The sequence below is a fragment of the Actinokineospora inagensis DSM 44258 genome, assembly GCF_000482865.1.
Taxonomy (GTDB): Bacteria; Actinomycetota; Actinomycetes; order Mycobacteriales; family Pseudonocardiaceae; genus Actinokineospora; species Actinokineospora inagensis.
The window spans coordinates 38,150-62,697 of sequence record NZ_KI519519.1; the positions used below are offsets into that span (position 1 = coordinate 38,150).

At 70.0% G+C, this 24,548-nt stretch carries 21 protein-coding genes; 9 read left to right on the forward strand and 12 right to left on the reverse strand.

Going from position 1 to position 24,548, the window contains the following annotated elements; translation table 11 throughout:
- Positions 1 to 17 precede the first annotated feature (17 nt).
- The 7 genes from H504_RS0130685 to H504_RS37860 all read right to left on the reverse strand — a co-directional run bounded on the left by H504_RS0130685 (position 18) and on the right by H504_RS37860 (position 9,011).
- Positions 18 to 1,220, reverse strand: a complete 1,203-nt coding sequence (locus H504_RS0130685) for a hypothetical protein (RefSeq protein ID WP_026425926.1) — start codon at positions 1,218 to 1,220, stop codon at positions 18 to 20.
- A 35-nt stretch (positions 1,221 to 1,255) separates the two neighbouring features.
- On the reverse strand, positions 1,256 to 1,966 hold the full coding sequence (locus H504_RS0130690) for a 2OG-Fe(II) oxygenase (protein WP_026425927.1): 711 nt from the start codon (positions 1,964 to 1,966) through the stop codon (positions 1,256 to 1,258).
- A gap of 112 nt (positions 1,967 to 2,078) precedes the next feature.
- A complete protein-coding gene (locus tag H504_RS39160; protein WP_026425928.1) occupies positions 2,079 to 2,477 on the reverse strand; it encodes a hypothetical protein in 399 nt (132 codons plus the stop codon).
- Positions 2,478 to 2,507: 30 nt separating this feature from the next.
- On the reverse strand, positions 2,508 to 4,046 hold the full coding sequence (locus H504_RS0130700; protein ID WP_035307021.1) for a class I adenylate-forming enzyme family protein: 1,539 nt from the start codon (positions 4,044 to 4,046) through the stop codon (positions 2,508 to 2,510).
- Positions 4,039 to 5,520 carry a class I adenylate-forming enzyme family protein gene (locus H504_RS37850; protein WP_051386428.1) on the reverse strand — a complete coding sequence of 494 codons (1,482 nt, stop codon included), beginning with the start codon at positions 5,518 to 5,520 and terminating at the stop codon, positions 4,039 to 4,041. The genes H504_RS0130700 and H504_RS37850 overlap by 8 nt, the downstream gene beginning before the upstream one ends.
- Entirely contained in the window at positions 5,520 to 7,637 is a 2,118-nt protein-coding gene (pabB, locus tag H504_RS37855; RefSeq protein WP_051386429.1) for an aminodeoxychorismate synthase component I, read from the reverse strand. Before pabB ends, H504_RS37850 begins: the two co-directional genes overlap by 1 nt.
- A 69-nt stretch (positions 7,638 to 7,706) precedes the next feature.
- A complete protein-coding gene (locus H504_RS37860) occupies positions 7,707 to 9,011 on the reverse strand; it encodes a 3-deoxy-7-phosphoheptulonate synthase (RefSeq protein ID WP_245614522.1) in 1,305 nt (434 codons plus the stop codon).
- A 160-nt stretch (positions 9,012 to 9,171) separates the two neighbouring features.
- Between H504_RS37860 and H504_RS0130720 the strand changes: the two genes are divergently transcribed.
- Genes H504_RS0130720 through H504_RS0130730 form a run of 3 tightly spaced genes read left to right on the forward strand, consistent with a single transcriptional unit; the run spans position 9,172 to position 12,178 of the window.
- Positions 9,172 to 10,401, forward strand: a complete 1,230-nt coding sequence (locus tag H504_RS0130720; protein ID WP_051386430.1) for an FAD-dependent monooxygenase — start codon at positions 9,172 to 9,174, stop codon at positions 10,399 to 10,401.
- The gene (locus H504_RS0130725) at positions 10,401 to 11,171 is read left to right on the forward strand and encodes an aminotransferase class IV (RefSeq protein ID WP_051386431.1); all 771 of its coding nucleotides are present in this window, start codon (positions 10,401 to 10,403) and stop codon (positions 11,169 to 11,171) included. The genes H504_RS0130720 and H504_RS0130725 overlap by 1 nt, the downstream gene beginning before the upstream one ends.
- The gene (locus tag H504_RS0130730; RefSeq protein WP_026425932.1) at positions 11,168 to 12,178 is read left to right on the forward strand and encodes a methyltransferase; all 1,011 of its coding nucleotides are present in this window, start codon (positions 11,168 to 11,170) and stop codon (positions 12,176 to 12,178) included. The genes H504_RS0130725 and H504_RS0130730 overlap by 4 nt, the downstream gene beginning before the upstream one ends.
- Here the strand turns inward: H504_RS0130730 and H504_RS0130735 are convergent.
- Together H504_RS0130735 and H504_RS0130740 are read right to left on the reverse strand one after the other, a co-directional pair.
- Positions 12,151 to 13,368, reverse strand: a complete 1,218-nt coding sequence (locus tag H504_RS0130735) for an MFS transporter (RefSeq protein WP_157440732.1) — start codon at positions 13,366 to 13,368, stop codon at positions 12,151 to 12,153. The two genes, H504_RS0130730 and H504_RS0130735, sit on opposite strands and share 28 nt — an antisense overlap.
- 14 nt (positions 13,369 to 13,382) lie before the next feature.
- Entirely contained in the window at positions 13,383 to 14,555 is a 1,173-nt protein-coding gene (locus H504_RS0130740; RefSeq protein ID WP_026425934.1) for a 4-hydroxybenzoate 3-monooxygenase, read from the reverse strand.
- A gap of 136 nt (positions 14,556 to 14,691) precedes the next feature.
- On the opposite strand from H504_RS0130740, the gene H504_RS0130745 reads away from it, so the two are divergent.
- Both H504_RS0130745 and H504_RS0130750 read left to right on the forward strand, forming a co-directional pair.
- Complete coding sequence (locus H504_RS0130745; protein ID WP_026425935.1) at positions 14,692 to 15,156, forward strand: carboxymuconolactone decarboxylase family protein; 465 nt, start codon at positions 14,692 to 14,694, stop codon at positions 15,154 to 15,156.
- Positions 15,157 to 15,529: 373 nt separating this feature from the next.
- Positions 15,530 to 17,038 (forward strand): FAD-binding oxidoreductase, encoded by a 1,509-nt coding sequence (locus H504_RS0130750; protein WP_035307024.1) that lies wholly within the window; start codon positions 15,530 to 15,532, stop codon positions 17,036 to 17,038.
- Positions 17,039 to 17,096: 58 nt separating this feature from the next.
- Here the strand turns inward: H504_RS0130750 and H504_RS39165 are convergent, their stop codons facing one another.
- Complete coding sequence (locus H504_RS39165; protein WP_051386433.1) at positions 17,097 to 17,705, reverse strand: response regulator transcription factor; 609 nt, start codon at positions 17,703 to 17,705, stop codon at positions 17,097 to 17,099.
- Positions 17,706 to 18,359: 654 nt separating this feature from the next.
- Between H504_RS39165 and H504_RS0130760 the strand changes: the two genes are divergently transcribed.
- Complete coding sequence (locus H504_RS0130760; protein WP_026425937.1) at positions 18,360 to 18,983, forward strand: DUF4230 domain-containing protein; 624 nt, start codon at positions 18,360 to 18,362, stop codon at positions 18,981 to 18,983.
- 62 nt (positions 18,984 to 19,045) lie between these two features.
- Here the strand turns inward: H504_RS0130760 and H504_RS0130765 are convergent, their stop codons facing one another.
- Both H504_RS0130765 and H504_RS0130770 read right to left on the reverse strand, forming a co-directional pair.
- Entirely contained in the window at positions 19,046 to 20,248 is a 1,203-nt protein-coding gene (locus H504_RS0130765) for an esterase-like activity of phytase family protein (protein WP_026425938.1), read from the reverse strand.
- Positions 20,249 to 20,390: 142 nt separating this feature from the next.
- On the reverse strand, positions 20,391 to 21,140 hold the full coding sequence (locus H504_RS0130770; protein ID WP_026425939.1) for an SDR family NAD(P)-dependent oxidoreductase: 750 nt from the start codon (positions 21,138 to 21,140) through the stop codon (positions 20,391 to 20,393).
- A gap of 86 nt (positions 21,141 to 21,226) precedes the next feature.
- Between H504_RS0130770 and H504_RS0130775 the strand changes: the two genes are divergently transcribed.
- From H504_RS0130775 to H504_RS0130785, 3 genes are all read left to right on the forward strand, one after another.
- Positions 21,227 to 21,817, forward strand: a complete 591-nt coding sequence (locus tag H504_RS0130775) for a TetR/AcrR family transcriptional regulator (protein ID WP_026425940.1) — start codon at positions 21,227 to 21,229, stop codon at positions 21,815 to 21,817.
- Positions 21,818 to 21,983: 166 nt separating this feature from the next.
- On the forward strand, positions 21,984 to 23,597 hold the full coding sequence (locus H504_RS0130780) for an ABC transporter substrate-binding protein (protein WP_051386435.1): 1,614 nt from the start codon (positions 21,984 to 21,986) through the stop codon (positions 23,595 to 23,597).
- Positions 23,594 to 24,535: an ABC transporter permease gene (locus H504_RS0130785; protein ID WP_026425942.1), complete on the forward strand. Its 942-nt coding sequence runs from the start codon at positions 23,594 to 23,596 to the stop codon at positions 24,533 to 24,535. Before H504_RS0130780 ends, H504_RS0130785 begins: the two co-directional genes overlap by 4 nt.
- Positions 24,536 to 24,548 lie beyond the last annotated feature (13 nt).

The window sequence follows — 24,548 nt, forward strand, 5'->3', positions numbered from 1 at the left end:
CCGGCGGGTTGCCCGGGTCAGGCCGTGATCAACGTTGGCGCGGGGTCAGGTCGGAGGGTCACCTCGCCCGCTGGTTCGGTCAACTCCAGTAATCGGTACATGGTCTGCCGGAGGATGCCCCCGGTCTGTCTTGGTCGCGAGGTGAGCAACCCGCACACGCGTTCACCCAAACCGGCGTCGACCACGAACTGTTCCACCAACGGTCGCTCCGGCTGCCACCACGGCACCGACTCCGCGACCACGGCCGCCGGACTCCCGGATCGCAGTGGACCGTCTGGTCCGGCCGACATGAGCACACCCACCCCGAGCCCGGCGGCGTACGTGGTGACCGACCCGTAATCGCCGATCAGGTGGTCAGCGGCCACCAGTGCGGCTCGCCAGCCCGCGTCCGGCGGTACGAGTCCCAGGCCGGAGCGCAGGCAGCGGGCCAGCCAGGCACGGATCTGCCACGCACCGTGGTGGGACCAGATGTTCGGGTGCAACAAACCGACAACCCGGTACCGGTCGGGTGGCAGCCCCGCCAACACCCGGTCGAACAGACCCGGGTGTCGACCGAAGGCCGAGGCCGGTCCCCAGGTGGAGCTGATCACCACAAGCCCCTGCCTGGCCGACACGCCCAGTGCCGCCCGGTAGTCGTCCCGGTGCGGGCGGCTCGTGGTGAGGCGGTCGAAGGCGATGTCACCTGCCACGACCGCGTACGGCACCGCCTGGGGGCAAACTTGTTCCAGTACCGCCAGTTCGTCGTCGTGGGTGAGCACGATCGCCGCGGCGCGGACCCGGCCGTCTCGTATCAACTGGGTGGAATCGAGGTTGAGCACCGGCGCCCACGATTCGCCGGTCTCGCGCGGCCGCCACCGCCGGTATTGCGCGAAACCGCCACCATGGGGAATGAGGAGAACGGGGCCGGAGACCTCATCGATTCCGCGCAGGCTTCCGGCGAGCACCAAGTCGTATTCGCCGCGTCGGGCTTGCGACCACGGCAATACGACTCCGCCGTGTTGAGCGAGGAAATCACCGGTCGCCTGCCAGTTCTCCCACGGCTCCGGTTGGGTGAACACGACCTGGACGCGGTGGTCGTCCTCCAGCAACGGCAACAGGTCGAGCAGGCGCGCGCCCGCCACCAGGTGCGGGACCATGACCAGCACTGACTTGCAGCCCTGCCGGGTCGCCCAATGGCGGTCCGCGGCTGCGGTGGGATCGCGGATCCACGGTTCGGTCATCGCGGGTGTTCTTTCGAATTTGGTCGGCGTTCCGGTTACTCGGCGTCGTGGAAGATGAGGGCTAGGGTGTGGCGGGAGCCGGTGTGGATTTCGCTTACACCGTGGCGGAGGGTGACTCGGCGCCAGGTGCGGGTTGGGGAGGGGACGGGGCGGTCGCGGACGGTGAAGATCATGCCCTGGCCGAGGGTGGGGCGGGCGACCATGGGGCGGGACTGGGCGCGGGGGCGCTGTTCGACGAAGACGTTCTCGCCGCCGGTGAAGTCGGCGTCGGGGGTGTTGAGCATGATGGCGAGTTGGAGGGGGAAGACGACTTCGCCGTAGAGGTCCTGGTGGAGGCAGTTGTAGCCGCCGGGGCCGTAGCGGAGGATCAGTGGGGTGGGGCGGTGTTGGCCCGCGGCGGCGCAGAGGGCGTGCAGGTCGGCGAGGTCGAGGGGGAACGCGGGGGTGCCCAGGCGGGTGGCCCAGGTGTTGGCGACGCGGGCCAGGTGTGGGTAGAACTCGGCGCGGAGGCGGGCGACCGGGTCGGGCAGGGGGTGCGCGAAGTAGCGGTAGACGCCCTCGCCGAACTGGTGGCGGGCCATGACGACGGTACTGCGGAAGCGGTCGAGGTCGTCGAACATGTCGCGGACCGCGGCGCACTCGTCCGGGGTGAGCAGCGGCGGGGTCAGCGCGAAGCCGTCCCGGTCGATGGCGGCGGCCAGCTCTGTCCAATTGAGACTATCGGCTGGGTGGGCGGCTGAGCACATGGTGATGACCTCGCTTGACTGGGGTACCCGGACACCGTAGCCACGGTCGGACCGCGGTGGCCTGTGAGAAGACACGCTGCAACAACACCGGGCGGTCCGGTGTTGTTGCGGATCAGCCGGGTAACCGCGCCAGCAACCGGGCCTGGGCCGGGCCGCCTGCCAGATACCTGCCGGGCTCGAGGATCGTTCGGTGCTGTAAGGAGAACTCGGCTTGGGCAAGCAGCGCGCACACGCGCTCCACCGGCAGGTGGTGGATGTCGAGGCTGATGCCTTCGTGGCCGTAGCCCTCGGTGCGGTGGCGGTGGGTGTCGCCGACGTGGAACGCGAGCTGGAGGTACCCACCGGGCGCGAGGACGCGGGCGAACTCGGCGACCGAACCCTGGACCACATCGGCGAACACGCGCAGCAGAGCGCGATCCAGCACGCTGGTCTCCAGCGCGGGCACCAGTCGGGCGTAGCTCTCGGCGACCGTGTTGTAGGACTCGCGGGTCGCCACCAGGAATTCCTCCACGCGGCGACCGTAGCGGGACCCACCGACAATTCAGGCGCCGCGCAGTTTGCGGATCAGCTCAGGGCGGCGCACCTTCCAGGTGGAGGTGCGCGGGACCTCGTGGAACGGCAGGTGGATCGGGTCGCCGAGGTGGCCGAGATCGCGGACGGCGGTCTGCCAGGCGGTGCGGTCGAGTGGCTGTTCGTCGCGGGTGCAGATGACCGGGGTGGGGCGGTTGTCCACACCGGGGATGATGACGACCTCCCGCAGGTCGGCCAGCCGGGACATCAGGATGTCCTCGATCTCCAGGTTGGAGTCGACGTCGTCGATCTGGTCGACCTCGCGGTCCATCAGGTGCAGCCTGCCGCGCTCGTCGAGCTTGCCCATGTCGCCCATCCGCCACCAACCGTCGTTGAGCTGGGCCTGCCAACGCGCGTCTTCAGCGTGGTAAGTCAACGCGCGTGCGTGGTTGCGCACCTCGATGTACCCGATTGTCCCGCGCGGCACGGGTTTCCCGTCTGGCCCGGTGATGCGGACGCGCACGAAGCCCGGTAATGGGATACCGACACAACGCCCGTCCGCGTTAAGAGCCGACGCCCGGGTGTACCGCTGAAACGACACAGGGCCCGTCTCGGACTGGCCGTAGAACTGGAAGAACATGGGGTTCTTGCGTTCCGACGCGTCGAGCAACCTGCGGATGGTGCGCGGGTGCATCGCGTCGAACGTGGCGCTGTAGTACCGCACGCTGGACAGGGGCTTCCCTGGCGCGGTGTCCATGTATTCCCACTCGATGAACGTGTTCGGCTGGGTCTCCAGCAACCCCGGCCGCGTGCGCACGAACAGCGGTCCGACGGTCTTGGGGTCAGGCGACACGGCGATCACGAGCGGGTTGCCGTAAGAGAGGAAAACGCCAAGTGCGTGATAAAAGCGCGAGTGCACGAACGTCATGCAGAACGCGACAGTCTCCACGCGGCGGATCGGCAACGCGACAAGCTTCTGCGGTACCAACCGGAACCACATGGCACGCGCGCAGTGCACAGCCAGCTTCGGCAATCCCGTAGTGCCTGAGCTGTGTGTGATCAGCGCGGGCTCGAACGGCCCGGTGAGCACCGGCCGCTGCCGAGGCGATCCGGCAAACCGGTCGAGCGACACCGCACCCCCGGCGGGTTCGCCCGACGCGAACAGCACCCCGCGCACCAGCTCGTCGACCCGCAAGCTCGACAGCTTCGCCGGGTCGGTCACCAGCCACGGCCGGTCCAGCCGCTCGACCAGGGCCGCGACGACATGCGGTTCCAGTGCGGGCGAGAGCATCGCGGGGACGGCGCCGATCCGGCCGACCGCGCAGGCCAGCACCGCGATGTCGAAGTTGTCCGTCTTGTGGATGGCGACCTTGTCCCCGGCGCGCACCCCGGCCGCCGCCAGCCGCGCCGCCAGCTCGTCGACCAGCTCGGCCAACTGGTCGACGGTGAGGTCGACCCCCAGGTCGGGGGCCAGTTCCAGCGGCTGGTCCAGGGTGACGGTGACGTGCCCGTACCGGGCCGCCGCGGCCTGGAACATCTGTCCGATGTGGAACACCCGGCGGTCAGCCATCGTGGTCACCCTTCAGCAGGTCCGGGGCCTGGTCGCGGAGCAGGTAGCGGCGCAACTTCCCGCTGGGTGTTCGGGGCAGGCCCGGTACGGTGTGGACCGAGCGCGGCACCTTGAACGGGGCGAGCCTGGCGCGGGCCAGCTCGACCAACTCCTCGGCGAGTCCGCTCGGCGGATGCGGCGCATACGTGACCACGAACGCCCGCAGCTTCGTCTGCCCCAGCTCGTCCGGGACCGCGACGACCCCGGCCTCGCGGACCTCGGGGTGGCTGCTCAGCACGGCCTCGATCTCGGTGGGGGCCACGGTGATCCCGCCGACCATCTCCATGTCGTCGGCCCGGCCGAAGTGCGTGAACGCGCCGTCGTCGTCGCGGACGACCAGGTCACGGGTGCGGAACCAGCCGGACTGGAGCACGGCGGCGGTCTCGTCCGGGAGGTTGAGGTACTCGGTCATCTGCACCGGCCGCACCCACAGCTCGCCCTGCTCACCGTCGGCGACCGGCTGCCCGGACGAGTCACGCACCTCGACCTCCAGTGCCCCGACCGGCTTACCGATCGACCCCGGCCGGTCGAAGTGGATCGTGTTGGCGGTGATCGCGCACCCCACCTCGGTGGCACCCAACTGGTTGAGCAGCGGCGCGTCAAGGAACTTGCCGACCTTGCCCGCCAGGTCCGCCGTCAACGCCTCACCGCCGGACACGGCCGCGCGCACCGACCCGAACGCGCCCGCGTCGGCCTCGGCGATCAACCGCGCGTACCAGGACGGCACCGAGTACAGCAGTGTCACCCCGTACCGGGTCACCAGCTCCTGCGCGACCTCCGGGGTCGGCCGGTCCTCGACGAGCACGGCGGAGGACCCGGTGTGCAGCGGGAAGACGAAGGTGTTGTTGAAGCCGTAGCCGAAGTACATCTTCGACACCGACAAGGTCACGTCGCCGGAGGTGATGCCGAAGGCACCCTGTCCTACCGCGTCGTGGTACACCTCCAGGCTGTCCTGCCCGTAGACAACGCCCTTGGGGCGACCGGTGGTGCCGGACGTGTAGTACACGTACAACGGCCCATCGGTCTCGACCGGGTCGGCAGCGTTCGCGCTATCAGCCGCGGATAAGAGTTCCTGCGCGGACAGGAAAGAAGACGCCCTCTCTCGTAACGCCTCCTCACCCACCATCAGTACGGCGCCGCTGTCCGACATCTGGAAGCGGTGGTTGTCGGCGGTAAGAGCGGGGTTCACCGGTACCGCTGTCCCGCCCAGCCTGGCTACCGCGAGGAAAGACACCACCCACGCGATGGAGTCCGACAGCGCGATCAGCACCCGGTCCCGTTCACCGACACCCCGCTCGGACAGCACTGTCGCCGCGCGTGCGGCCAACTCGTGCACCTCGCCGTGGGTGTAGCCGCGGCCGGGTGTGTGGAACGCGACCAGATCGTCCCACCCGGCCTCCGCGGACCGTTGCCGCAACCGCGCCGCCAGGTTCATCAGGCCACCGCCTCTGTATCGCTGCCGTCCGTCTCACCCGCATTGACCAGGGTCTGCGCGCCCAACCAGGCGCCTGCCTTGAGCTCCATCTCGGCGAACTCGTCAGCCGGGTCCGAGTCGAGGACGATCGCGCCGCCTGCGCCGACCTGCCACTGCCCGTCGCGCAGCACCCCGGTGCGGATGACGATGTTCAGGTCGGCGGTGCCGTTGCAGGCCAAGAACCCGATCGCGCCGGAGTACACGCCGCGCGGGCCGGTCTCCAGCCGGTCGATGATCTCCATGGTGCGCAGTTTCGGTGCGCCGGTCATCGAGCCGCCGGGGAAGCTCGCGCGCACGCAGTCGACCACATCGGCGCCCGCGCGCAGCGTGCCGCGCACGGTGCTGACCAGTTGGTGCACCGTCGCGTAGCTCTCCACCGCCATCAACCGGGGCACGTGCACCGAGCCGACCTCGCAGATCCGGCCCAGGTCGTTGCGCAGCAGGTCGACGATCATCAGGTTCTCCGCGCGGGTCTTCGCGCTGGCGGCGAGTTCCTCGCACAGCCGCCGGTCCTCGGCCGGGGTGCGCCCGCGCGGCGCGGTCCCCTTGATCGGCTTGGTCTCCACCACCCGGTCCGCGCCGATCTTGAGGAACCGTTCCGGCGACGAGCAGGCGACCTCCATGCCGTCCTCGGCGGAACCGAGCCGCAGGTAGGCCGCGTACGGGGCGGGGTTGCTGCGGCGCAGCCGCCGGTAGAGCTCGAACCCGGTGGACGTGGCCGGGACGGTGGCCATGTTGGTCAGGCAGATCTCGTAGCTCTCGCCGGCGACGAGCTGGCGTTGGCTCTCCGCGATGTCGGCCAGGTAACGGGACCGGCTGGTGCGCAGCCACGGCTCGACGTCGGCGCGGACCGGACGGCGCACCGCCACCCGCTCAGCGCCGCCGACGAACCCGCGCAGCGCGGTACCGGTCGCCGCTGTCCACGACCGGGCCGACGCTTCCGAGGCCGCGCTGCCGTCGCTGAGGGCGAGGACGTACGAGCGGTCGGTCTCGTGGTCGACGGCCACCATCCGGTCGGCGAACAGCCAGTACGCGTCCGGGGTCGCCGCGCGGTGCGGGCCGGGCGCGCCGAGGTCGGACTTCAGCTCGTAGCCGAAATAACCGACGTACCCGCATTGGAAGTCGAAGGGCAGCTCGGTGTCCGACCCGACCTGCCGGGCGGCGAGCTCGCGCTGCAGGTAGTCGAAAACCGTGCCCGGCTCGGTGCGCACGATCCCGCCTGCCCGGACCTCGACCTGGCCGCCCACGTGGTACGACACGGACTCGGCGTGCGGACCGGTGGCGTCACCGTAGAAGGAGAACCGCGAGCGGCCGGGTTCGACGTGCGAGCTGTCCAGCCAGAACGCCTCGGGCGAGTCCCCGTAGAGGCCCGCGAAAGCCGCCTCCGTGTCCACCCTTCCCTCCACAGTGGACACGTGCAGGAAGAACTTGCGGGTGGCGGGTGCCGCGGAGTACTTCGCGCAGGAAGGAGTGGCCACTGTCACCCGTTCGCGAGCCTCACCGCGCTGCCCCCGGGTCAGGTCGGCGAAGTTGGTCACCAGTTCGTGCCCGAACTGGCTCGACACCGACTCAGGGTGGAACTGCACCCCCCACAGTGGACGTTCGCGGTGCCGGATGCCCATCACCACGCCGTCCTCCGCGCGCGCCGTCACCTCCAACGATTCCGGTAACGGCTCCAATACCGCCAACGAGTGGTACCGCACGACGTCGAATCCCTGCGGCAATCCCCGGAACAGGTCCTTACCGTCGTGCTGCACCTGTGACACATAGCCGTGACGCGCGCGGGGGGCCAAGTCGACCACCCCACCCGCGAGGACCGCGATGCCCTGGTGGCCCAGGCACACACCGAGCACCGCTAGCTCTGTCTCCGCCAAGAGCCGCGTGCAGCCGCCGAAGTCGCGCTCTCTACCCGCGTGGCCCGGACCCGGCGAGACCACGACGTTGTCGAACTCGCCCAGGTCGATCCCGGTGAGGTCGTCGTTGGTGCGCACGGTCGGCTCCACCCCGTTCACGCCCGCGATGAGCTGGAACAGGTTGTAGGTGTAGGAGTCGAAGTTGTCGATCAGCAGGGTTCGCATCAGCACTCCGTCGCAGGTCCTGGGTGACAGGTCCGGGGTGTTGGGCCGCGCGGGGACGGTGGGGTGGGGTCAGGCGGTCAGCGGGGTGGGGAGCAACTGTCGGACCTCGGTGAGCACCTGGTGTGCCTGCGGCACGCTCAACCTCGGGTCGCACAAGGTGCGGTACGCCGTCGGTAACGCGGCCTCGTCGGTGGGGCCGCCCGCGCCGAGGCACTCGGTGATGTCCTCGTCGCCGATCTCCAGGTGCACCCCACCCGGCCACTCACCCGCCTCCAGCAGGACCTCGGTGAAACCGGCCCACTCGAACGCGATGTCACCGACCAGCCGGGTCTTCACCCCCGACGCGGTGCGGATCGTGTTGCCGTGCATCGGGTCGCACATCCACACGACCGGGTGCCCGGCGGCGCGGACCGCGGCCACCAGCGGCGGCAGCCTGGCGGCGACCTGGCCCGCGCCCAACCGGGCGATCAGGGTGAGCCTGCCGGGTTCCCGGTGCGGGTCCAGCCGCTCGCACAGCCGCACCAGGTCGTCCGGGGTGGCGGTGGGACCGACCTTGGCGCCGATCGGGTTGTCCAGTCCGGACAGGAACTCCACGTGCGCGCCGTCGAGTTGCCGGGTGCGCTCGCCCAGCCACGGGAAGTGGGTGGACAGCAGCGACCAGGTGCCGGTGTCCTGGTTCGGCCGGGTCAACGCCTGCTCGTACTCCAGGACCAGCGCCTCGTGACTGGTCCACAGCCGGTCGGGACCGGGCAACCGGCCCAGCTCGGCCATCACGTCCGCCGCTGCGCCGTAGGCGGCGACCAGCCTGCGCGGGTCGGCGCGGCGAGCGGCCTCGGTGGGTTCCGGACCGTTCACGATGGACCCGCGGTAGCTGGGCAGCTCACGCCCGTCGACCACCTCGGTCGCCGTGGACCGGGGTTTGCCGAACTGCCCGGCCAGCCGCCCGACACGCACGACCGGGACGCCCATCCACCGCTCCAACCGGCCGGCCAACTCGTGCAGGGTGGTCTGGCGGGCCCGCGCGGCGGCCACACCCTCCGGCCCGAACGGCTCGGCGCAGTCGCCGCCCTGCAGCACGAATCCGCGACCAGCGGCCACCTCGGCGAGCCGGGCGCGCAGCCGCGCCACATCGCGGGACGTGGTCAGCGCGGGCAGTTCGCGCAGCCGCCGGGACGCCTCGGCCAACTCGTCCTGGTCCGGCCACGGCGGCCGTTGTGCCACCGGTAACCCGTGCCAGGACGCCGGGTGCCAGCGCCGGTCCCGTTGCACCGGGATGGCGGTGGGTGCCCCGTTCTGGTTTCGTTGCTGCTGTCGCTCTTGCTGTCGGTCCTGATGTCGTTCGTGCCGCCGGTCGTGCTCCACCGTGCCGTCCACGCGTTTCCCCCCGGTACGAGAGCCCCGTGCCAACCCCGTGCTGTCCTGGTCGCTCTGTGTCTGCCACTGACAGTGTCGGCACCGGCACGGCCCCGTCCGGTCGCTTGGCATGTTCCTGTCAACGGCTTTCGCGACCTTGGCGAGGACGAAAAATGGTGGTGTGGCCACACCTGAGCGCTCACCGGAGAGTCCGGTCGTCCCCGTTCTCGCCCCTGTACTTGTCGTGGGCGCGGGTCCGGTTGGCCTGTCCGCGGCGATCGCCCTGCGGTCGCTGGGAGTGCCCGCGGTGGTGCTGGAGGCCGACGGGCAGAACCGGGAACGGCCCGGCAGCCGCGCCCTGTTCGTGCACCGGGAGTCGTTGCGGCTGTTGGAGTCCGGGGCACCGGGCCTGGCAGGTGAGCTGACCGGGTTCGGCGTCGTGTGGCACACCAAGCGCACCCTGTACCGCGGGCGGGAGGTGTTCGCCAAGACCTACCCGGCGCCACCCGCCGACGCAGCCCCGTTCACCAGCCTGCGCCAGGTCGACACCGAGCGGTTCCTGCGCAAGGCCTGCGAGCAGGCCGGGGCCACCGTGCACTGGGGCGCGCGGGTGAGCGGGCTGCGGGTCGACCCGGACGGGGTCGAGGTGGCCACTGAGGATGGTCGAACCTTCGCCGGCAGCCACGTGATCGCCGCCGACGGCGCCCGCTCGACGGTGCGCCGCGCGCTGGGCATCACCATGTCCGGCGGCCGTTCGGCGGGCTTCCACACGACCGTCGACATCGCCGATCCGGATTTCCCAATGGAGCGGCTGTTCCACTACCACCACCCGGCGCTGGGCAGCAGGCACGTGATGACGGTGCCGTTCGCGGGCGGCTTCCAGGTCGACGTGCAGTGCGCGCCGCAGGACACCGAGGCCCGGTTCAGCACCCCGGAGGCGGTGCGGGAGTGGCTGCCCCGGGTGGTTGAGCGGCGGCACCTCGACCACATCCTGTGGATCTCCAGCTACCGGTTCAACCAGGTCATCGCGGACAGGTTCGCCGAGGGCCGGGTGCTGCTCGCCGGTGAGGCCGCGCACCTGTTCCCGCCGTTGGGCGCGCGCGGGATGAACAGCGGCATCGCCGACGCGTTCGCCGCGGCCGACGCGATCGCGATCGCCCGTGGCGCGCACAACCCCGTGCGGGCGGCCGCCGCCATCAGCGGGTACGACGCCGCGCGCCGGTCGGCCGCGCAGCGCAACAACGCCGCCGTCAGCCAGGCCCTCGCCCACCTGCGGCCCCGGCACTGGCACACGACCGCCAGGCAGCGGGCGGCGGCGGCCCTGTCGTCGGTGGTGCCGAGGTTCGGCGCGTGGCTGGAGAACGCCACCTATGGGCCGAAGACCACCTCCGTGCGGTCGGGGCGGTACTGATGTCCACTGTGGAGTATGTGTTCACCGGCGGAGTGCTTCGACCGGGTGATCTCTGGACGGGCGAGTTGCTCGCCGCCGAGTCCTGGCTGGTGCACGAGGGCGGCGTGCGCGGGCTGCACTGGCACCGGCGCAGGTTCCAGCGGGTCTGCGCGGCCACCGGCCACGACGACCCGGGGCCGTTCTGGTCATCGATGGTGACAGCACTACCGACCACGGGCGCCTGGTTCCCCCGCGCGGAACTGACCCCCAACGGCACCTTCCAGCTCCGAGTGCGCCCAGCGCCTCCGTTGGGGCAGACGATCCGAATCCACCGCGCCGACCATCCGGACGTACGCACGCAACCACGTCGCAAGGGGCCGGATCTCCCGCTGCTGAACAACATCCGCGAGAAGGCACGGGCCGCAGGCGCCGATGAGACCCTCTTGGTCGACGGCGGCGGTTACGTGTTGGAGTCCACGACCGCCGCTGTGGTGTGGTGGGAGGACGACATCCTGTGCGTGCCGGACGACGAGCTACCGGTGCTGGACAGCGTCACCGTCAAAGTTGTGCTCGAACACGCACACGCGATCGGTACCCCTGTCGGGCGGAGGCGACGCAAACCGCACGAGTTGGCCGACAAGGAAACCTGGCTTCTTAACGCGCTGCACGGTCTTAGGCCCGTCGTGTCCTGGCCCGGCCCAGCAGCCCCCGCACCAAGAGCGCCCTACTGGCAACAGGTCTTGGAGTCGCTCCGCAGCCCCTTACCCGGATCGCAGAAAGGCACGTCATGAGCGCAGAGCACTCCCCGGCCTACCGGCTCAACGACCTGATGACCGGGTACTGGAAGACCCAGGCCATCAGCGTGACCGCGCGGCTGGGCATCGTGGACGCGGTGGCGCACGAGCGGCTGAGCAGCGCCGACCTGGCCGAGAAGCTGGCGGTCGACCGGGACAGCCTGCACCGGCTGTTGCTGTTCCTGGTCACCCTGGGTGTGCTCAGCGGCGACGAGCGCACCGGGTACGCCGCCACCGAGGTGGGTGAACTGCTCCGGGTCGACAATCCCGGCACGATGGCGCACTACGCCAAGATCTACGGCGACGAGTTCTACACCGCGTGGGGCCACCTGGAGGGGTCGGTGCGCACCGGCAAGTCGGCGTTCTCCCTGGCGTACGGCCAAGAGCTGTTCCCCTACCTGCAGTCGCACCCGGAGACCTCGCTGAGCTACGAGCGGGCGATGATCGCGGGCGCGAACTTCTTCGGCGAGGTCGACACGGTCTACCCGTTCCCGGAGACCGGGCTGGTGGTCGACATCGCCGGTGGCCACGGGCTGCTGCTGCGCCAGATCCTGGCCAAGCGGCCGGAGCTGCGCGGGATGCTGTTCGACCGCCCCCAGGTGATCGCCGAGGCCAAGGAGCACGGCTTCCTCGGCGACTTCGCCGACCGCTGCACCCTGGTCGCGGGCGACATCTTCGAGACCGCCCCCACCGGCGGCGACATTTACCTGATGTCCCGGCTGCTGCACTGCTTCGACGACGCGGGCTGCCTGGCGCTGCTGGGCAACTGCCGCGACGCCTTCGCCACCGGCACCCGCCTGCTGATCGTGGAGCGCCTGCTCCCCGAGGACGGGCAGGTCTCGCTGACCCCCGGCTACAACATGCACATGCTGGCCGTGATGGGCCAGGGCCGCGAACGCACCCGGTCGCAGTTCGCCGACCTGCTGGCCCAGACCGGTTTCCGGCTCGACGGCGCGCACGCCCTGCCGCTGGACGCCTACGTGCTGGCCGCCACCCGGGTCTGAGCCCGAGCGATCAGCCGGTCGGCGAGCACCACGAGCCCACCGGCCACTGCCTGCACGGCGGCGAGCACCAGCAGCACACCACCGAGCCCCTGGGACCGCAGCAGCACCACGACCTGCGGTCCCAGGCTGGCCCCCAGGAGCAGGGCGAAGGTGTAGACCGAGATGCCGGTCGCGCGCGCCGCGCCCGCCATCGACCCGACCAACTCGGTCAGGCCGGGCGAGATCAGCGCGATGGCCGCCACGTAGACCAGCAGCAACGCGCCCAACAGCACGACCCCTGGCGCGGACAGGGCGGCCAGCACGACCAGAACGGCGGCCGCCACGAACAGCGCCAGCGAGGTCCGGCGGGTGGCGCGGAACCGGCTCAACCAGGCCGTGATCAGCGGGATGAGGACCATCGCGGGCAGCGCGCTGGCCCGCAGCAGGAAGAACTCGTGCGGGCCGCCGACGAGCGCGGCGGGGGCGAGGACCTGCAGAGCGGTGTAGACACCCACGAACCCGCCGAGCACGGCCAGGGTCGCGAGGTAGAGCAGCGACAGTTCGGGGCGGACCACGAGCGACCCCATCGCCTTGAAGGACCCGCTCAAGGTGAGCGTGCCGCCTGCCGTGTCCGGTCGCATGACTTGGCGCAGCGCCAACATGATGACCAACAACAGGACCGCGTTCGCGTAGAACACCGCGCGCCAACTACCCAGGCCGGACAGCAACTGCGCCAGCAACTGCCCGACCACGGCCGCGGCGAGGAACGACGTGACGAGGAACGCCACCGCGCTCGGACGGCGGCGCGGTTCGATCCGCTCGGTGAGGTAAGCCAGCGCGGCGGGCGAGAACGCGGCCGCGCCCAACCCCTGCACAGCGCGCAGCACACCACCTACGGCCAACGAGTCCGAATAGCCGATGAGCACTGTGGCCACCGCCATCACCGACAGCCCTATCGTGATGACCGTGCGGCGACCGAACCTGTCCGCCAGCGGTCCCGTGAGCAGGAACCCGCTGGCGTAAGGGATGCCGAAGAACGTTGTTGTCGCGGTGGCCGCACCGACCGTGGTGTGCCAACTCGACGCGATGTCCTGCAACAGCGGGATCACCGCGTACAACTGCCCGACGATGACAAGACCGGCGACCGTCATCACCGACACGGTGCGCCAGAACGGCGCCCAGTCAGACCGTTCCGACCCCACTTCAGACACCACTGCTCCCCCACTCACGCGGCGGCCGATCCTACATAGTTCTCGGAGAAGCTCGTCATCGCCGCCTGCGACCCGGCCAGGTAGCGCAACCTGGCCTCCCTGAACCGGAACTGCATGTTCTGCTCGTCCGGGAACCGGTGCAGCAGCCCGGTCATCCAGTCGGAGAACTCCTCGGCCCGCCACACGCGACGCAGGCACGTCCGGGTGTAGCCGTCCAAGCCCGACCTGTCGCCCTTGGTGAACCAGTCCGCGAGGGCCTCCGCCAGCACACGGACGTCGGACATCGCGAGGTTGAGGCCCTTGGCGGCGGTGGGCGGCACGATGTGGGCGGCATCGCCCGCCAGGAACACGTTGTGGTGGCCCATCGGTTCGGACACGAACGACCGCATGGCGGTGATGCCCCGCTCGATGATCGGCCCCTCGGTGAGCTCGTGCCCCAGACCGGTCGCCAGCCGGGTGTGCAGCTCCTCCCAGACCCGGTCGTCCGGCCAGTCCGCGAGCGTGTCGGTCGGGTCGACCTGCAGGTAGAGCCTGCTCACCTCGGGCGAACGCATGCTGTAGAGCGAAAAACCGCGCTCGTGGCAGGCGTACACCAGTTCCTTGATCGCGGGCGGCGCGTCGACCAGCACGCCGAGCCACGCGAACGGGTACGTGTGCCGGTAGGTGCGCACGGTCGACGTGGGCAGGCTCGGGCGGGTCACCCCGTGGTACCCGTCGCAGCCGACGACGACATCGCACCGCACCTCGACCCGCTCACCGTCGAGTTCGAAGCGCAGCACCGGGTTCTCCGGGTCGGTGACAGTGACATCGCGCGCCTCGAAGTGCAACGGCGCCTTGCCCAGCCGCGCGGCGATGAGGTCTTTGACGACCTCGGCCTGCCCGTACATCCACACCGCGCGCCCGGACAAGTCCGCGAACGGCAACCGCACCGCCTCGTCGACGAACCTCAGCTCGAAGCCGGTGTGCACCGCCGCCAACCGGTCCAACCGGTCCGCGACACCGGCATCGCGTAAGAGCTCCACCGTGCCCTGCTCCAACAATCCCGCTCTTACCCGCTTTTCCACGTAGTCCCGCGAGCGGTGCTCGACGATGACCGAATCGATGCCCGCCAGCTCCAGCAGCCTGCCGAGCAACAACCCGGCGGGACCCGCGCCGACGATCCCCACCCGCGTCCGCCAGACAGCCACCGCACACCCTCCCGTCCGCTCCCCCAGCCCAGGTCAGCCGGGTCCATGGTCGGGGACCGCGGCCACCGCCCAGCGGCTCTGACAGCTTCCTGTCACCCGGAAAACCAACCAGGGCTCGATCCGGTAGTTTTTGCCCATGACCGAGGCTCGCATCAACCTGGGCAAGGCCTGGCCCGAGGGCTACCGGGCACTGTTCGCCTTCCACTCCGCGGTGGTCGAATCCGGGCTCGACCCGAAGATCATCCAACTGATCTTCACCCGCGGCTCGCAGATCAACGGCTGCGCCTTCTGCCTGGACATGCACACGCTGGACGCGCTCGCCGCGGGCGAGACCACCCAGCGCCTGCTGCTGCTCGACGCCTGGCGCGAGGCCGACTTCTACACCCCGGAGGAGCGCGCCGCCCTGGCGCTCACCGAGGCCATCACCAACGTGGCCACCAGCCACGTCCCCGACGACGTCTACGCCGAGGCCGCCAAGGTCTTCGACGAGGCGACCCTGGCCAAGGTCATCATGGCCGCCACGCTCATCAACGCCTGGAACCGCACCGGCGTCACCCAGCGCAAGGCCCCGGGGCAGTACACCCCGCAGCCGCAGGGCTGACCGCCACCAGGGCCTGACCACCCCCGTCACCGGCCGGTCCGCCGGCCGGTGACCCGCACCCGGTCACCCCGCCGGCCAGAATCCGGACCCGCCACCGCACTGCTCGGTCGAGTACACAGCACGGTCGAATACTCAGCGCGGTTGAGTACACGGCGCGGTTGAGTACACGGCGCGGTCGACAGCGGGATCAGCATCCCGGCGCGGACACCGAGTCGAGCCACGGGCCGCGACCCTGAGCCGCGCGAATCACCGCAGGCCCCCAGGCTTCCTCGTCGCGGACGCGACCGGGCCGAAGTCCACCGTGGCCGGTCCGGCCCGGCGACTCCCGCACCTGTTCACGGCATCTGGGGGGCTGTCAGTGCTGTCCGGAAGAGTGTCCCGAAGGCTGTTCCTGCGCGCCTCCGGCGTCGCCGCCATCGCGGTCGGACTGCCCGCCGCCGCCCAGGCGAGCCCGGCGAGCTGGGACCGGCTGCGCCGCCGGTTGGGCGGATCCCTCGTGCTGCCAACAGATCCGGGTTACCCGGTGGCGAAACGGCTGGCCGCCGCGCAGTTCGACTCGCTCAACCCGGCCGCCGTCGCCTACTGCGGTTCGCCGCGCGATGTCGGTGAGTGCCTGCGGTTCGCCGCGCACGAGGGCGTCGAGTTCGCGGTGCGCAGCGGTGGGCACAGCTTCCTCGGCTGGTCCTCGGGTCCCGGCCTGGTGGTCGACGTGTCCCGGCTGGACTCGGTCACCGTCGTCAGCCCGCACTCGGTCCGGGTCGGCGCGGGTGCCACGGCGGTCGACGTCAGCGTCGCGCTCAACCCGTACGGCCTGTCCACCCCGTCCGGTCTCTGCCCGACGGTCGCGCAGGGCGGCTTCATCTCCGGTGGCGGCCTCGGCTGGCAGACCCGGCTGCACGGCCCCGCCAGCGACCAGGTGACGGCCGCGCGGGTCGTCTTGGCCGACGGCCGGGTCGTGCGCGCGAGCCACCGGGACGACCCCGATCTGCTGTGGGCGGTGCGTGGCGGTGGTGGCGGGAACTTCGGCGTGGTAACGGAGTTCGAACTGCGCCCCGCCCCGGTGACCCGGGTGGCGTCGTTCAGCCTGAGCTGGCCGTGGGACCTCGCGCCGAAGGTGATCGCCGCGTGGCAGGCCTGGATCGCCGCGCAGCCCGCCGAGCTGACCTCCGGCATGGGCGTGCTGCTCAACGACGCCGCCCCGGACAAGGCGCCGATCACCGTCGCCTCCGGCGCGCACTTCGGCACCCTCGCCCAGGCGCAGGCCGCCGTCGACGAGTTCGTCGCCGCCGTCGGCACCGCGCCGCTGGCCCGGCGCGTCGAGGACATCCGCTATGACCAGGCCCTGATGCGCCTGTGGGGCTGCGCCGACAAGACCTCGGCCCAGTGCGACCTGGTGCAGCACAACCCCGAGGCGACCCTGCCCCGGCAGCAGTACATCCACCACCGCAGCCGGATGTTCACCGACGTCTGGCCGTCCTCTGGTATCGACGCCGCGTTGACCGCGTTCAACGCCGACCGCCGCGCGGGCCAGTACCGCTGGCTCGGTTTCCTGGCGTTGGGCAAGAACGCCAACGCGATCCCGGTCGACGCCACCGCCTACCCGCACCGCGACACGAGCTTCTTCAGCGTCTACTCGGTGGGCCTCACCGTCGCAGACCCCAATGCCGAGGAAGTCGCCCTCGCCACGGCCTGGGTCGACGCGGGTTTCGCCGCCGTCGACCCCCACTCCAACGGCCACACCTACCTCAACTACCCCGATCCGGCCCTCCCCGATTGGCGCAACGCCTACTACGGCCGCAACTACCCACGGTTGACCCGGGTCAAGCGGGCCTACGACCCACACGGACTGTTCCGACTGCCACAGGGAATCACCGCCAGGTAGGGCGGTCGGCGGCTACCCCTAGGCCACCGCGACCCCCCTAACCGGACAGGACCACCGGTCAGACCAGGCCGCGTTCCTGCGCGAGCATCCCGGCCTGGAACCGGGAGTCCGCGCCGAGGTCACGCATGATCGCCGCCACGTGCCGCCGGTACGTGCGCACCGAGATGCCCAGCTTGCGCGCGGCCGTGTCGTCGGTGTGGCCGCGGCCGAGCAGGGTCAGGATCTCCTGCTGCAGCTCGGCCCCGGTGATCCCGTCCAGCGGTCCCTGGTAGCGCGAGAGCGCCGCCTGCCAGCCGAGCGTGAACAGTTCGCGGACCGCCGCGACCACCCCGCTGTGCCGCAGCACGGTCGGCGCCACGTCGTCGGTCAGACCGGGTGGGAAGACGACCGCGCGGTGGTCCACGATGATCACGTCCGGCATCGCGCGCGGGACCACTTGGACCTCGACGGTGGGCTGGGCCAGTTCGACCATGCTCAGCTCACCGGCCGCGCACACGTTCTCCCGCGCGCACAACACCTGGACCGACGCGCCGCGCCCGGCGACCCCGGCCAGCAGCGCCACGGTCGCCCGCGGCGTCAGCGGCAACACCCCGTCGCGCCAGACCACCGCCACGTGCTGCCGGGCGGCGTGGACGAGGTCTTCGGCGCGTTCCCCCCTGGCCGCCACGGGTAAGGCACCACCACGACGGCACGACAACATCCCACTGGTCATTCAATCCCCCAACTGAAGATCAGAGCCGGTGATCCCCCAAGCCATCGCAGCACATGGTGGCATGGCCCTAACCACCCGTCAACAACGCCGGGATGTCGGGAAATCACCCTTGCCACCCCCCTTGAATGGCGCTCGACTTAGCCCTTTCCCAGCGGAATGAACGGGATCTACTCCCATTGCTGGAATCGCGTGCTCCGACCTTTCCGGTGGGCCGGACAGTGCCCTGAGCTGGGTCGACGGAGTCGACGGCGGGGGTGCAAGGGGTGGTCCGGGGTCACCCCTACCGCCGTCACCCGGTCAAGTGACTTCCACCGGGCGGACCCGGCTGTCCGTGCTGCGAACAACACCGAAATACCCTCGAATGGGCGTTGCCCACCGCATCGCCATCACTGCACGTATCCACCACTAGTGGTGATTTCTCGGCCGTCCACACGTGCGCCCGGTGACCTTTCCGGAAAGGTGAGCCACCGTCAAGGCGACTATTGGGGGTCGGGTTCCCGGCCCATTCGACTCGCCCGAACGGCGCAATCCGGCGCGGTCCGCCGCGGTTCGGGTTCACCGCCGATGCCCGGTGGCACCTCTTCAGTGATACCGAGTGGGGTGAGAGTTGTGCGCAAGAAGTGGATCGGCGTCCTCGCCGTCGTCGTGCTGGTCGTGGCGGCGGCAGTGGTAGGCATCGGCGTGGCCGGGTGGCTGCCCCAGTCGCCGGGGACCGACACGGTCGACCGCAGCCAGCCCGCCGTGCTGCAGGCCGTGCGCGACCTGAGCGAGTACCACGCCGCCGCGGGCGACTACCAGGTCGTGGTCGACATCGAGAAGGACGTGCGCTACGTGCCCGCGGAGATCGCCGGTGAGCGCACGCTGTTCGTGGCCGCGGGCAGCGTCGACGCGTTCGTCGACTTCCGCGGCTTGGCGGACAACGCGCTCACGGTGGACGAGCAGCACAAGACCGTGCAGGTGCGCCTGCCGAAGGCCCAACTGGGCAAGCCGAACCTGGACAACCAGCGCAGCTACGTCTACCGGCAGGACCGCGGCCTGTTCGACCAGTTGAGCGCCCTGGTCAGCGCCCCGGAGGACCAGCGGGAGTTCTACACCGCGGCGGAGAAGAAGATCAGCGAGGCCGCGCAGAAGTCGGGGCTGACCGACCGGGCGGAGAAGAACACCCTGTCGATGCTGACCGGCATGTTCTCCACCCTCGGCTACCACGTCACGCAGGCACCCCAGGGCCGGTAACCCTCCACACAGGACGCCCCCCGCCCAACGAGGACGGGGGGCGTCTGTGCTGTGCGGGCCTCTTACGGCAACACGCGCGGGTCCGCGTGCAGGCGGTCGGTCAACCGGACGGTGATGAACTCGTTGTTGTCCGGCTTGCCCGGCGTACGGCCTGACGAGAACGGGAAGTTGTTGTCGTTGAGGACCGCGATGGTGCGATCGTCGAGGATGGCGATGTCCTCGATGGTCTGGAACGGGAAGGTGAACGGGTCCGCGAACCCACCCAGGTGCCGCGGGTTGGCCAGGTTCAACAGGTCTGCCACCAACGTCTTGTCCACCTTGCCGTCGTGGTCACGGTCGCGCTTGTCGATGAGGTACACGCGCTTGAGCTTCGCGTCGGCACCCTGGCCCCCGTCGCGTTCGATGACGAGGAACCTATCGCGGTCGACCGTCGTAAGATCGCCGATGGAGTTACTCGGCGCGTCGAGCTGGTAGAACCAACGCTTGCCGGTAAAGCTACCGGAGGCCACGTCGAACTCGTTGAGCCGCAAGGCCCCCGCCGGGTCACCGGCGACCGTGCCCTCCAGCAGACCATAGAGCGTCTTGCGGTCCGGGGAGATGGCCAACCCCTCGAACCCCTTGCTGCTGTTCAGGTTCGGTGTGCCCGCCGGGTTCTCCGGCGCGAACACCCCGGGCAGTTGCACCGGCGCGGACAACAACCGGCCCGCCCGGTCGAAGTGCAACAGGTACGGACCGAACTCGTCGCCGATCCAGTACGTCCCGTCCGCCGCCCGCACGATCGACTCGACGTCGAAGTCCGCGCCGGTGAGCACCCGGTCCGGCCGGGTCAGCGGCTGCGGCGCCTTGTGGTTCGGGTCGGTCAGGTTGATCCCGCCCACCACGTCGACCGCGCCGGTCCGCAGGTCCGGGGCGATCCGGTGGATCCGCAGCACGAAGTCCGCGCTGTTGGCCTTGGTGCCGTACCCGTTGTCCGACAACACGTCGTACGTGCCGTCGCTGTTGCGCACGATGCCGCTGAACCCCTGCACGGGCTGATCGGCGAACGGCGGCACGATCCCGTTGATCGGGCTCGTCCCCAGCGCGGCGCCGGACGGGTCGCTCGCCGACACGTAGGTCTCGGCGGGCAGCGCCGCGAACCCGGTCAGGCTCGCTTGTCCGAACCCGTGGTCGCCGCGGTCGGGCGCGGCCGAACTGGGCGCGACGAACAGCGCGCCACACACACCGACCACGGCGACGGACGCGCCGATGGACAGAGATCTCCGCATACCTCTCCCCTTCTCCGCTGACACCCCCGATCGCCCGCACGCTAGAGACCCCAGGTGAACGCCGCGTGACCCCCGTCCGCACACGGGACGCCCCAGCCGGTCGCGCACGAAATCGCCCACCAGTACTCCTGGGCCACCCGGGTCAGGCGAGTTGGCCGCCGTCGATGGTAAGAGTCGTACCGGTGATGTGTCCGGCGGCCGGGCTTGCCAGGAATGTAACCGCGCCGGCGATGTCGTCCGCGGACCCGTAGTAGCCCAGTGCACTACGACCCCTCTGCGCTTCCGCCGCCGGACCGGTGGCCGGGTTCATGTCCGTGTCGGTGGAACCCGGCTGGACCAGGTTCGCGGTGATGCGGCGCGGGGCGACATCGTGGGCAAGACCCTTGGTGAAACCGAGGAGAGCGGACTTGGTCATCGCATAGAGGGCGTAACCGGGCTGGAAGACCTTCTCCGCGAGGTTGCTGCCGATGGTGATGACGCGGCCGCCGTCGCGCATCACCGGGAGGGCCGCGCGGGTGCCGATGAACACGGCACGGACGTTGACGTCGAGGAGTTCGTCCAGGTCGGCGTCGGTCACGTCGGCGATGTGACCGCCACGGCCGAGTCCGGCGTTGTTGACCAAGATGTCGAGGCCGCCGAGTTCGCCCGCGGCGGAGGTGACGGCGGTGGCGACGGACTCCCGGTCGGCGGTCGGGGTCTTGAAGGTGAGCGCGCGCCGCCCAAGAGCGGTGATCTCGTCGGCGACCGCGTCGGCCAGTGCCGCGTTGGTGTTGTAGGTCAGGGCGACGTCCGCGCCCGCTCGCGCCAGGTGCCGGGCGATCGCCGCGCCGATCCCCCGGCTGCCGCCGGTGACGAAGGCGACCGAGCCCGCGAGCGGTCCGTGCTGTGCCATCTGAGCATCCCCTAATTCCGCATCGAACGTTACACAAATACCCAACACCGGTACCATGGCCGTTGTCAACCACGAAGGGAGCGCCGATGCCGGGGCCGGGTCGCCCACGCGCGTTCGACCGCCAGGCCGCGCTCTGGACCGCGACGCGGCTGTTCTGGGAGCGCGGCTACGAGGGCGTGTCGATCGCCGACCTCACCGCCGCCATGGGCATCGGCACGCGCAGCCTGTACACGGCCTACGGCTGCAAGGAGGCCCTGTTCCGCGAGGCCGTGGCGCTCTACGCCACGCTCGACGACACCCGCCGCTACTGCGAACTGCCGACCGCGCGCGAGGCCGTCGAGCGGTTGCTGCGCCACCGCGGCGACGGTTACGCCGACCCGGCCACTCCCCCGGGCTGCATGGTCGTGCTGTCGGCGACCAACCTGAGCGCCGACAACGAGGCCATCCGCGAGTTCCTGGCCGAGTTCCGGCGGGCCGACCGGGTGCTGCTGGTCGACCGGCTCGCCACGGCCCGCGCTGACGGCGAGATCACCGGCGACCCGGCGACCGTGGTCGACTTCTACCTTTCAGTCCTTTATGGAATGTCGATCCGGGCGAGGGACGGGGCGTCGGCGGCCGAGCTGGGCCGGGTCGTCGACTCGGCGATGCTGGCCTGGGCGGCCCTGGCCTGCGGTTGACCACATGCTGGGAGGCCGTGTCCCGCCCGGTGAACCGGTTGCCACGCAGGCGAAGCACGGTCAAGGCGGGGTTCGGCACCGTCCGCGATGTGGGAGCGCCATTCAGTGCGTGAGAGCGCGGTTAGCGTGGCAGGGCCGATGCCCGTCGTACCGCTGGAGGCCATCCGTGTTCGGGCCCGCCTTACGTCCACTCCGCGCCGTCGGGCTGATCGCCCTGCTCGGGCTCGCCGCCTGCGGCACGCCGACCGCCGCGGACCCCGGTGCCGCCGGGCCGCCGCGCCCCGGTGGCACCCTGCGGTTGGGCATCTCGTCCAACCCGGACTGCCTGGACCCGCAGCAGATCGGCACCAACGCCGGGCTCAACGTGGGCCGCCAACTGGTCGACTCGCTGACCGACCAGGACCCGACCTCCGGCGCGATCACCCCGTGGCTGGCCGAGAAGTGGGACGTCTCCCCCGACTCGACCGGCTTCACCTTCCACCTGCGCCAGGGCGCCACGTTCGCCGACGGCACACCGGTCGACGCGGCCGCGGTCAAGGCCAGCTTCGACGGCATCAAGGCACTCGGCGCGAAAGCCCAGCTCGGGTCCGGCTACCTGGCCGCGTACAAGGGTTCCACCGTGGTCGACCCGAGCACCGTGCGGATCGACTTCACCGCGCCGAGCGCGCAGTTCCTGCAGGCCAGCTCGACGATGTCGCTCGGCGTCCTCGCTCCCGCCGCGTACGCGAAGTCACCGGAGCAGCGCTGCCAGGGTGACGGGTTGGTCGGGTCCGGCCCGTTCGTCTTCGAGAGCTTCAAGTCCAACCAGCAGATCGTGCTCACCAAGCGCAAGGGGTACGCCTGGGGTTCGCCCCTGTGGCGGCACCAGGGTGCGGCGTACCTGGACCGGGTGGAGTTCCGCATCGTGCCCGAGCCGGGGGTGCGGACCGGCAGCCTGGGGTCGGGCCAGTTGGACGCGATCACCGACGTGCAGCCGGTCGACGAGCCGCAGTTCGCGGGCAACGGGTTCACCGAGCCGGTGCGCGCCAACCCGGGCATCGTCTTCAACCTGCAGGCCAACGTGACGCGCGGCGTACTGACCGACGCGAAGGTGCGGCAGGCGGTGCAGAAGGGTGTCAACCGGCAAGAGGTCACCGACACCGTGTTGACGAAGAACTACAAGCCCGCCACGAGCATCCTTGGCTCGGCGACACCGTTGTACACAGACCTGTCAGCGTCGCTCGCCTACGACCCCGATGGGGCTAAGAAGCTGCTGGAGGACCAAGACTGGACACCGGGGCAAGACGGTATCCGCGTGAAGAACGGGCAGCGCTTAACGGCGAAGGTAGCGTTCTCCGCAGTGTTCAACCAGAACCAGAGCGTCCTGGAGCTCGTACAGCAGCAACTGCGCAAGATTGGCTTCGACCTGCAGATCGAGCTGCACACCACGGCGGAAACGCAGGCCTTGACGCTGGCGGGCAACTACGACTTCCTCTGGTACAACACGACCCGGTCTGATCCGGACATCTTGCGCCAACTGTTCTCGACGAAGTCAGGCAACCGCAGCAAGCTCACCCCCGGCGATCCGTTGGACGCGGCGCTGGACAAGCAAGCAGCGACCGTTGACCCTGTCGTGCGCAAGCCCGCGGTGGCCGACGCCCAGCGGATCATCCTGGATCAGGCCTACTCGATCCCGGTGTTCGAGCTGACCCAGGTGTGGGGTCTGGGGCCTAAGGCGCACGACGTGGACTTCGAGGGGTCTTCGCGAATGCGGCTGTTCGACGCGTGGGTGTCGGGATGACTGGCCTGCCACGCCGCCTGCTCCAAGCGGTGGTCGTGCTGTGGGCGGCGTTCACGGTGTCGTTTGTGATTCTGTACCTGCTACCGGGTGACGCGGTCCTGGCCAAGCTCGGCGCGTCCGAGGGCGGTCTTACCGCGTCGGCCGCCGACCTGACCAGGGAACGCGCGGCCTACGGGCTCGACGACCCGCTGCTCGTGCAGTACGGCAAGCGGTTGCTGGCCGCGTTGCACGGCGACTTCGGGCGCTCCATCACCACTGGCGAGAACGCCACCTCCCTTGTGCTGAACGCGTTGCCGTCCACGTTGGCGATAGCCGGGCTCGGGCTGCTGTTCGCGGTCCTCTTCGGCGGCTCTGTCGCGGTGCTGAGCACGTACACCCGGTCGCGGTGGCTCAGCCAGGCGCTGTCGACGCTGCCCCCGCTCGGCAACTCCCTCCCGACGTTCTGGGTGGGGTTGATGCTGATCCAGGTGTTCTCGTTCCAGTTGGGGCTGGTACCGGCGTTGGGGTCGAGCGGGTTCGCGTCGCTGGTCCTGCCCGCGGTGACGTTGGCCCTACCGACCGGCGCGGTGATCGGTCAGGTGCTGGCCAAGAGCCTGCGAACACAGCTCTCGGAGCCGTACGTCGAGATCGTGCTCGCCAAGGGCGCCTCGCGCGCGAGAGTCCACTTCGGACACGCGTTGCGCAATGCCGCGCTGCCCGCGCTGACGCTGGTCGGCGTGGTCACGGGCACCCTGCTGGCGGGCTCGGTGGTCACCGAGTCGGTGTTCTCCCGGGACGGTATCGGCCGGGTCACGGCGACGGCGGTCGGCAGCCAGGACATCCCGGTGGTGCAGGCGGTCATCGTGCTGGCGGCGTTGTTCTTCGTGACCATCAACCTGGTCGTGGACCTGCTGTACCCGGTCCTCGACCCCCGGGTGCGGACGGTGGCGCGTGTCTAGCATCGCGGTGCGA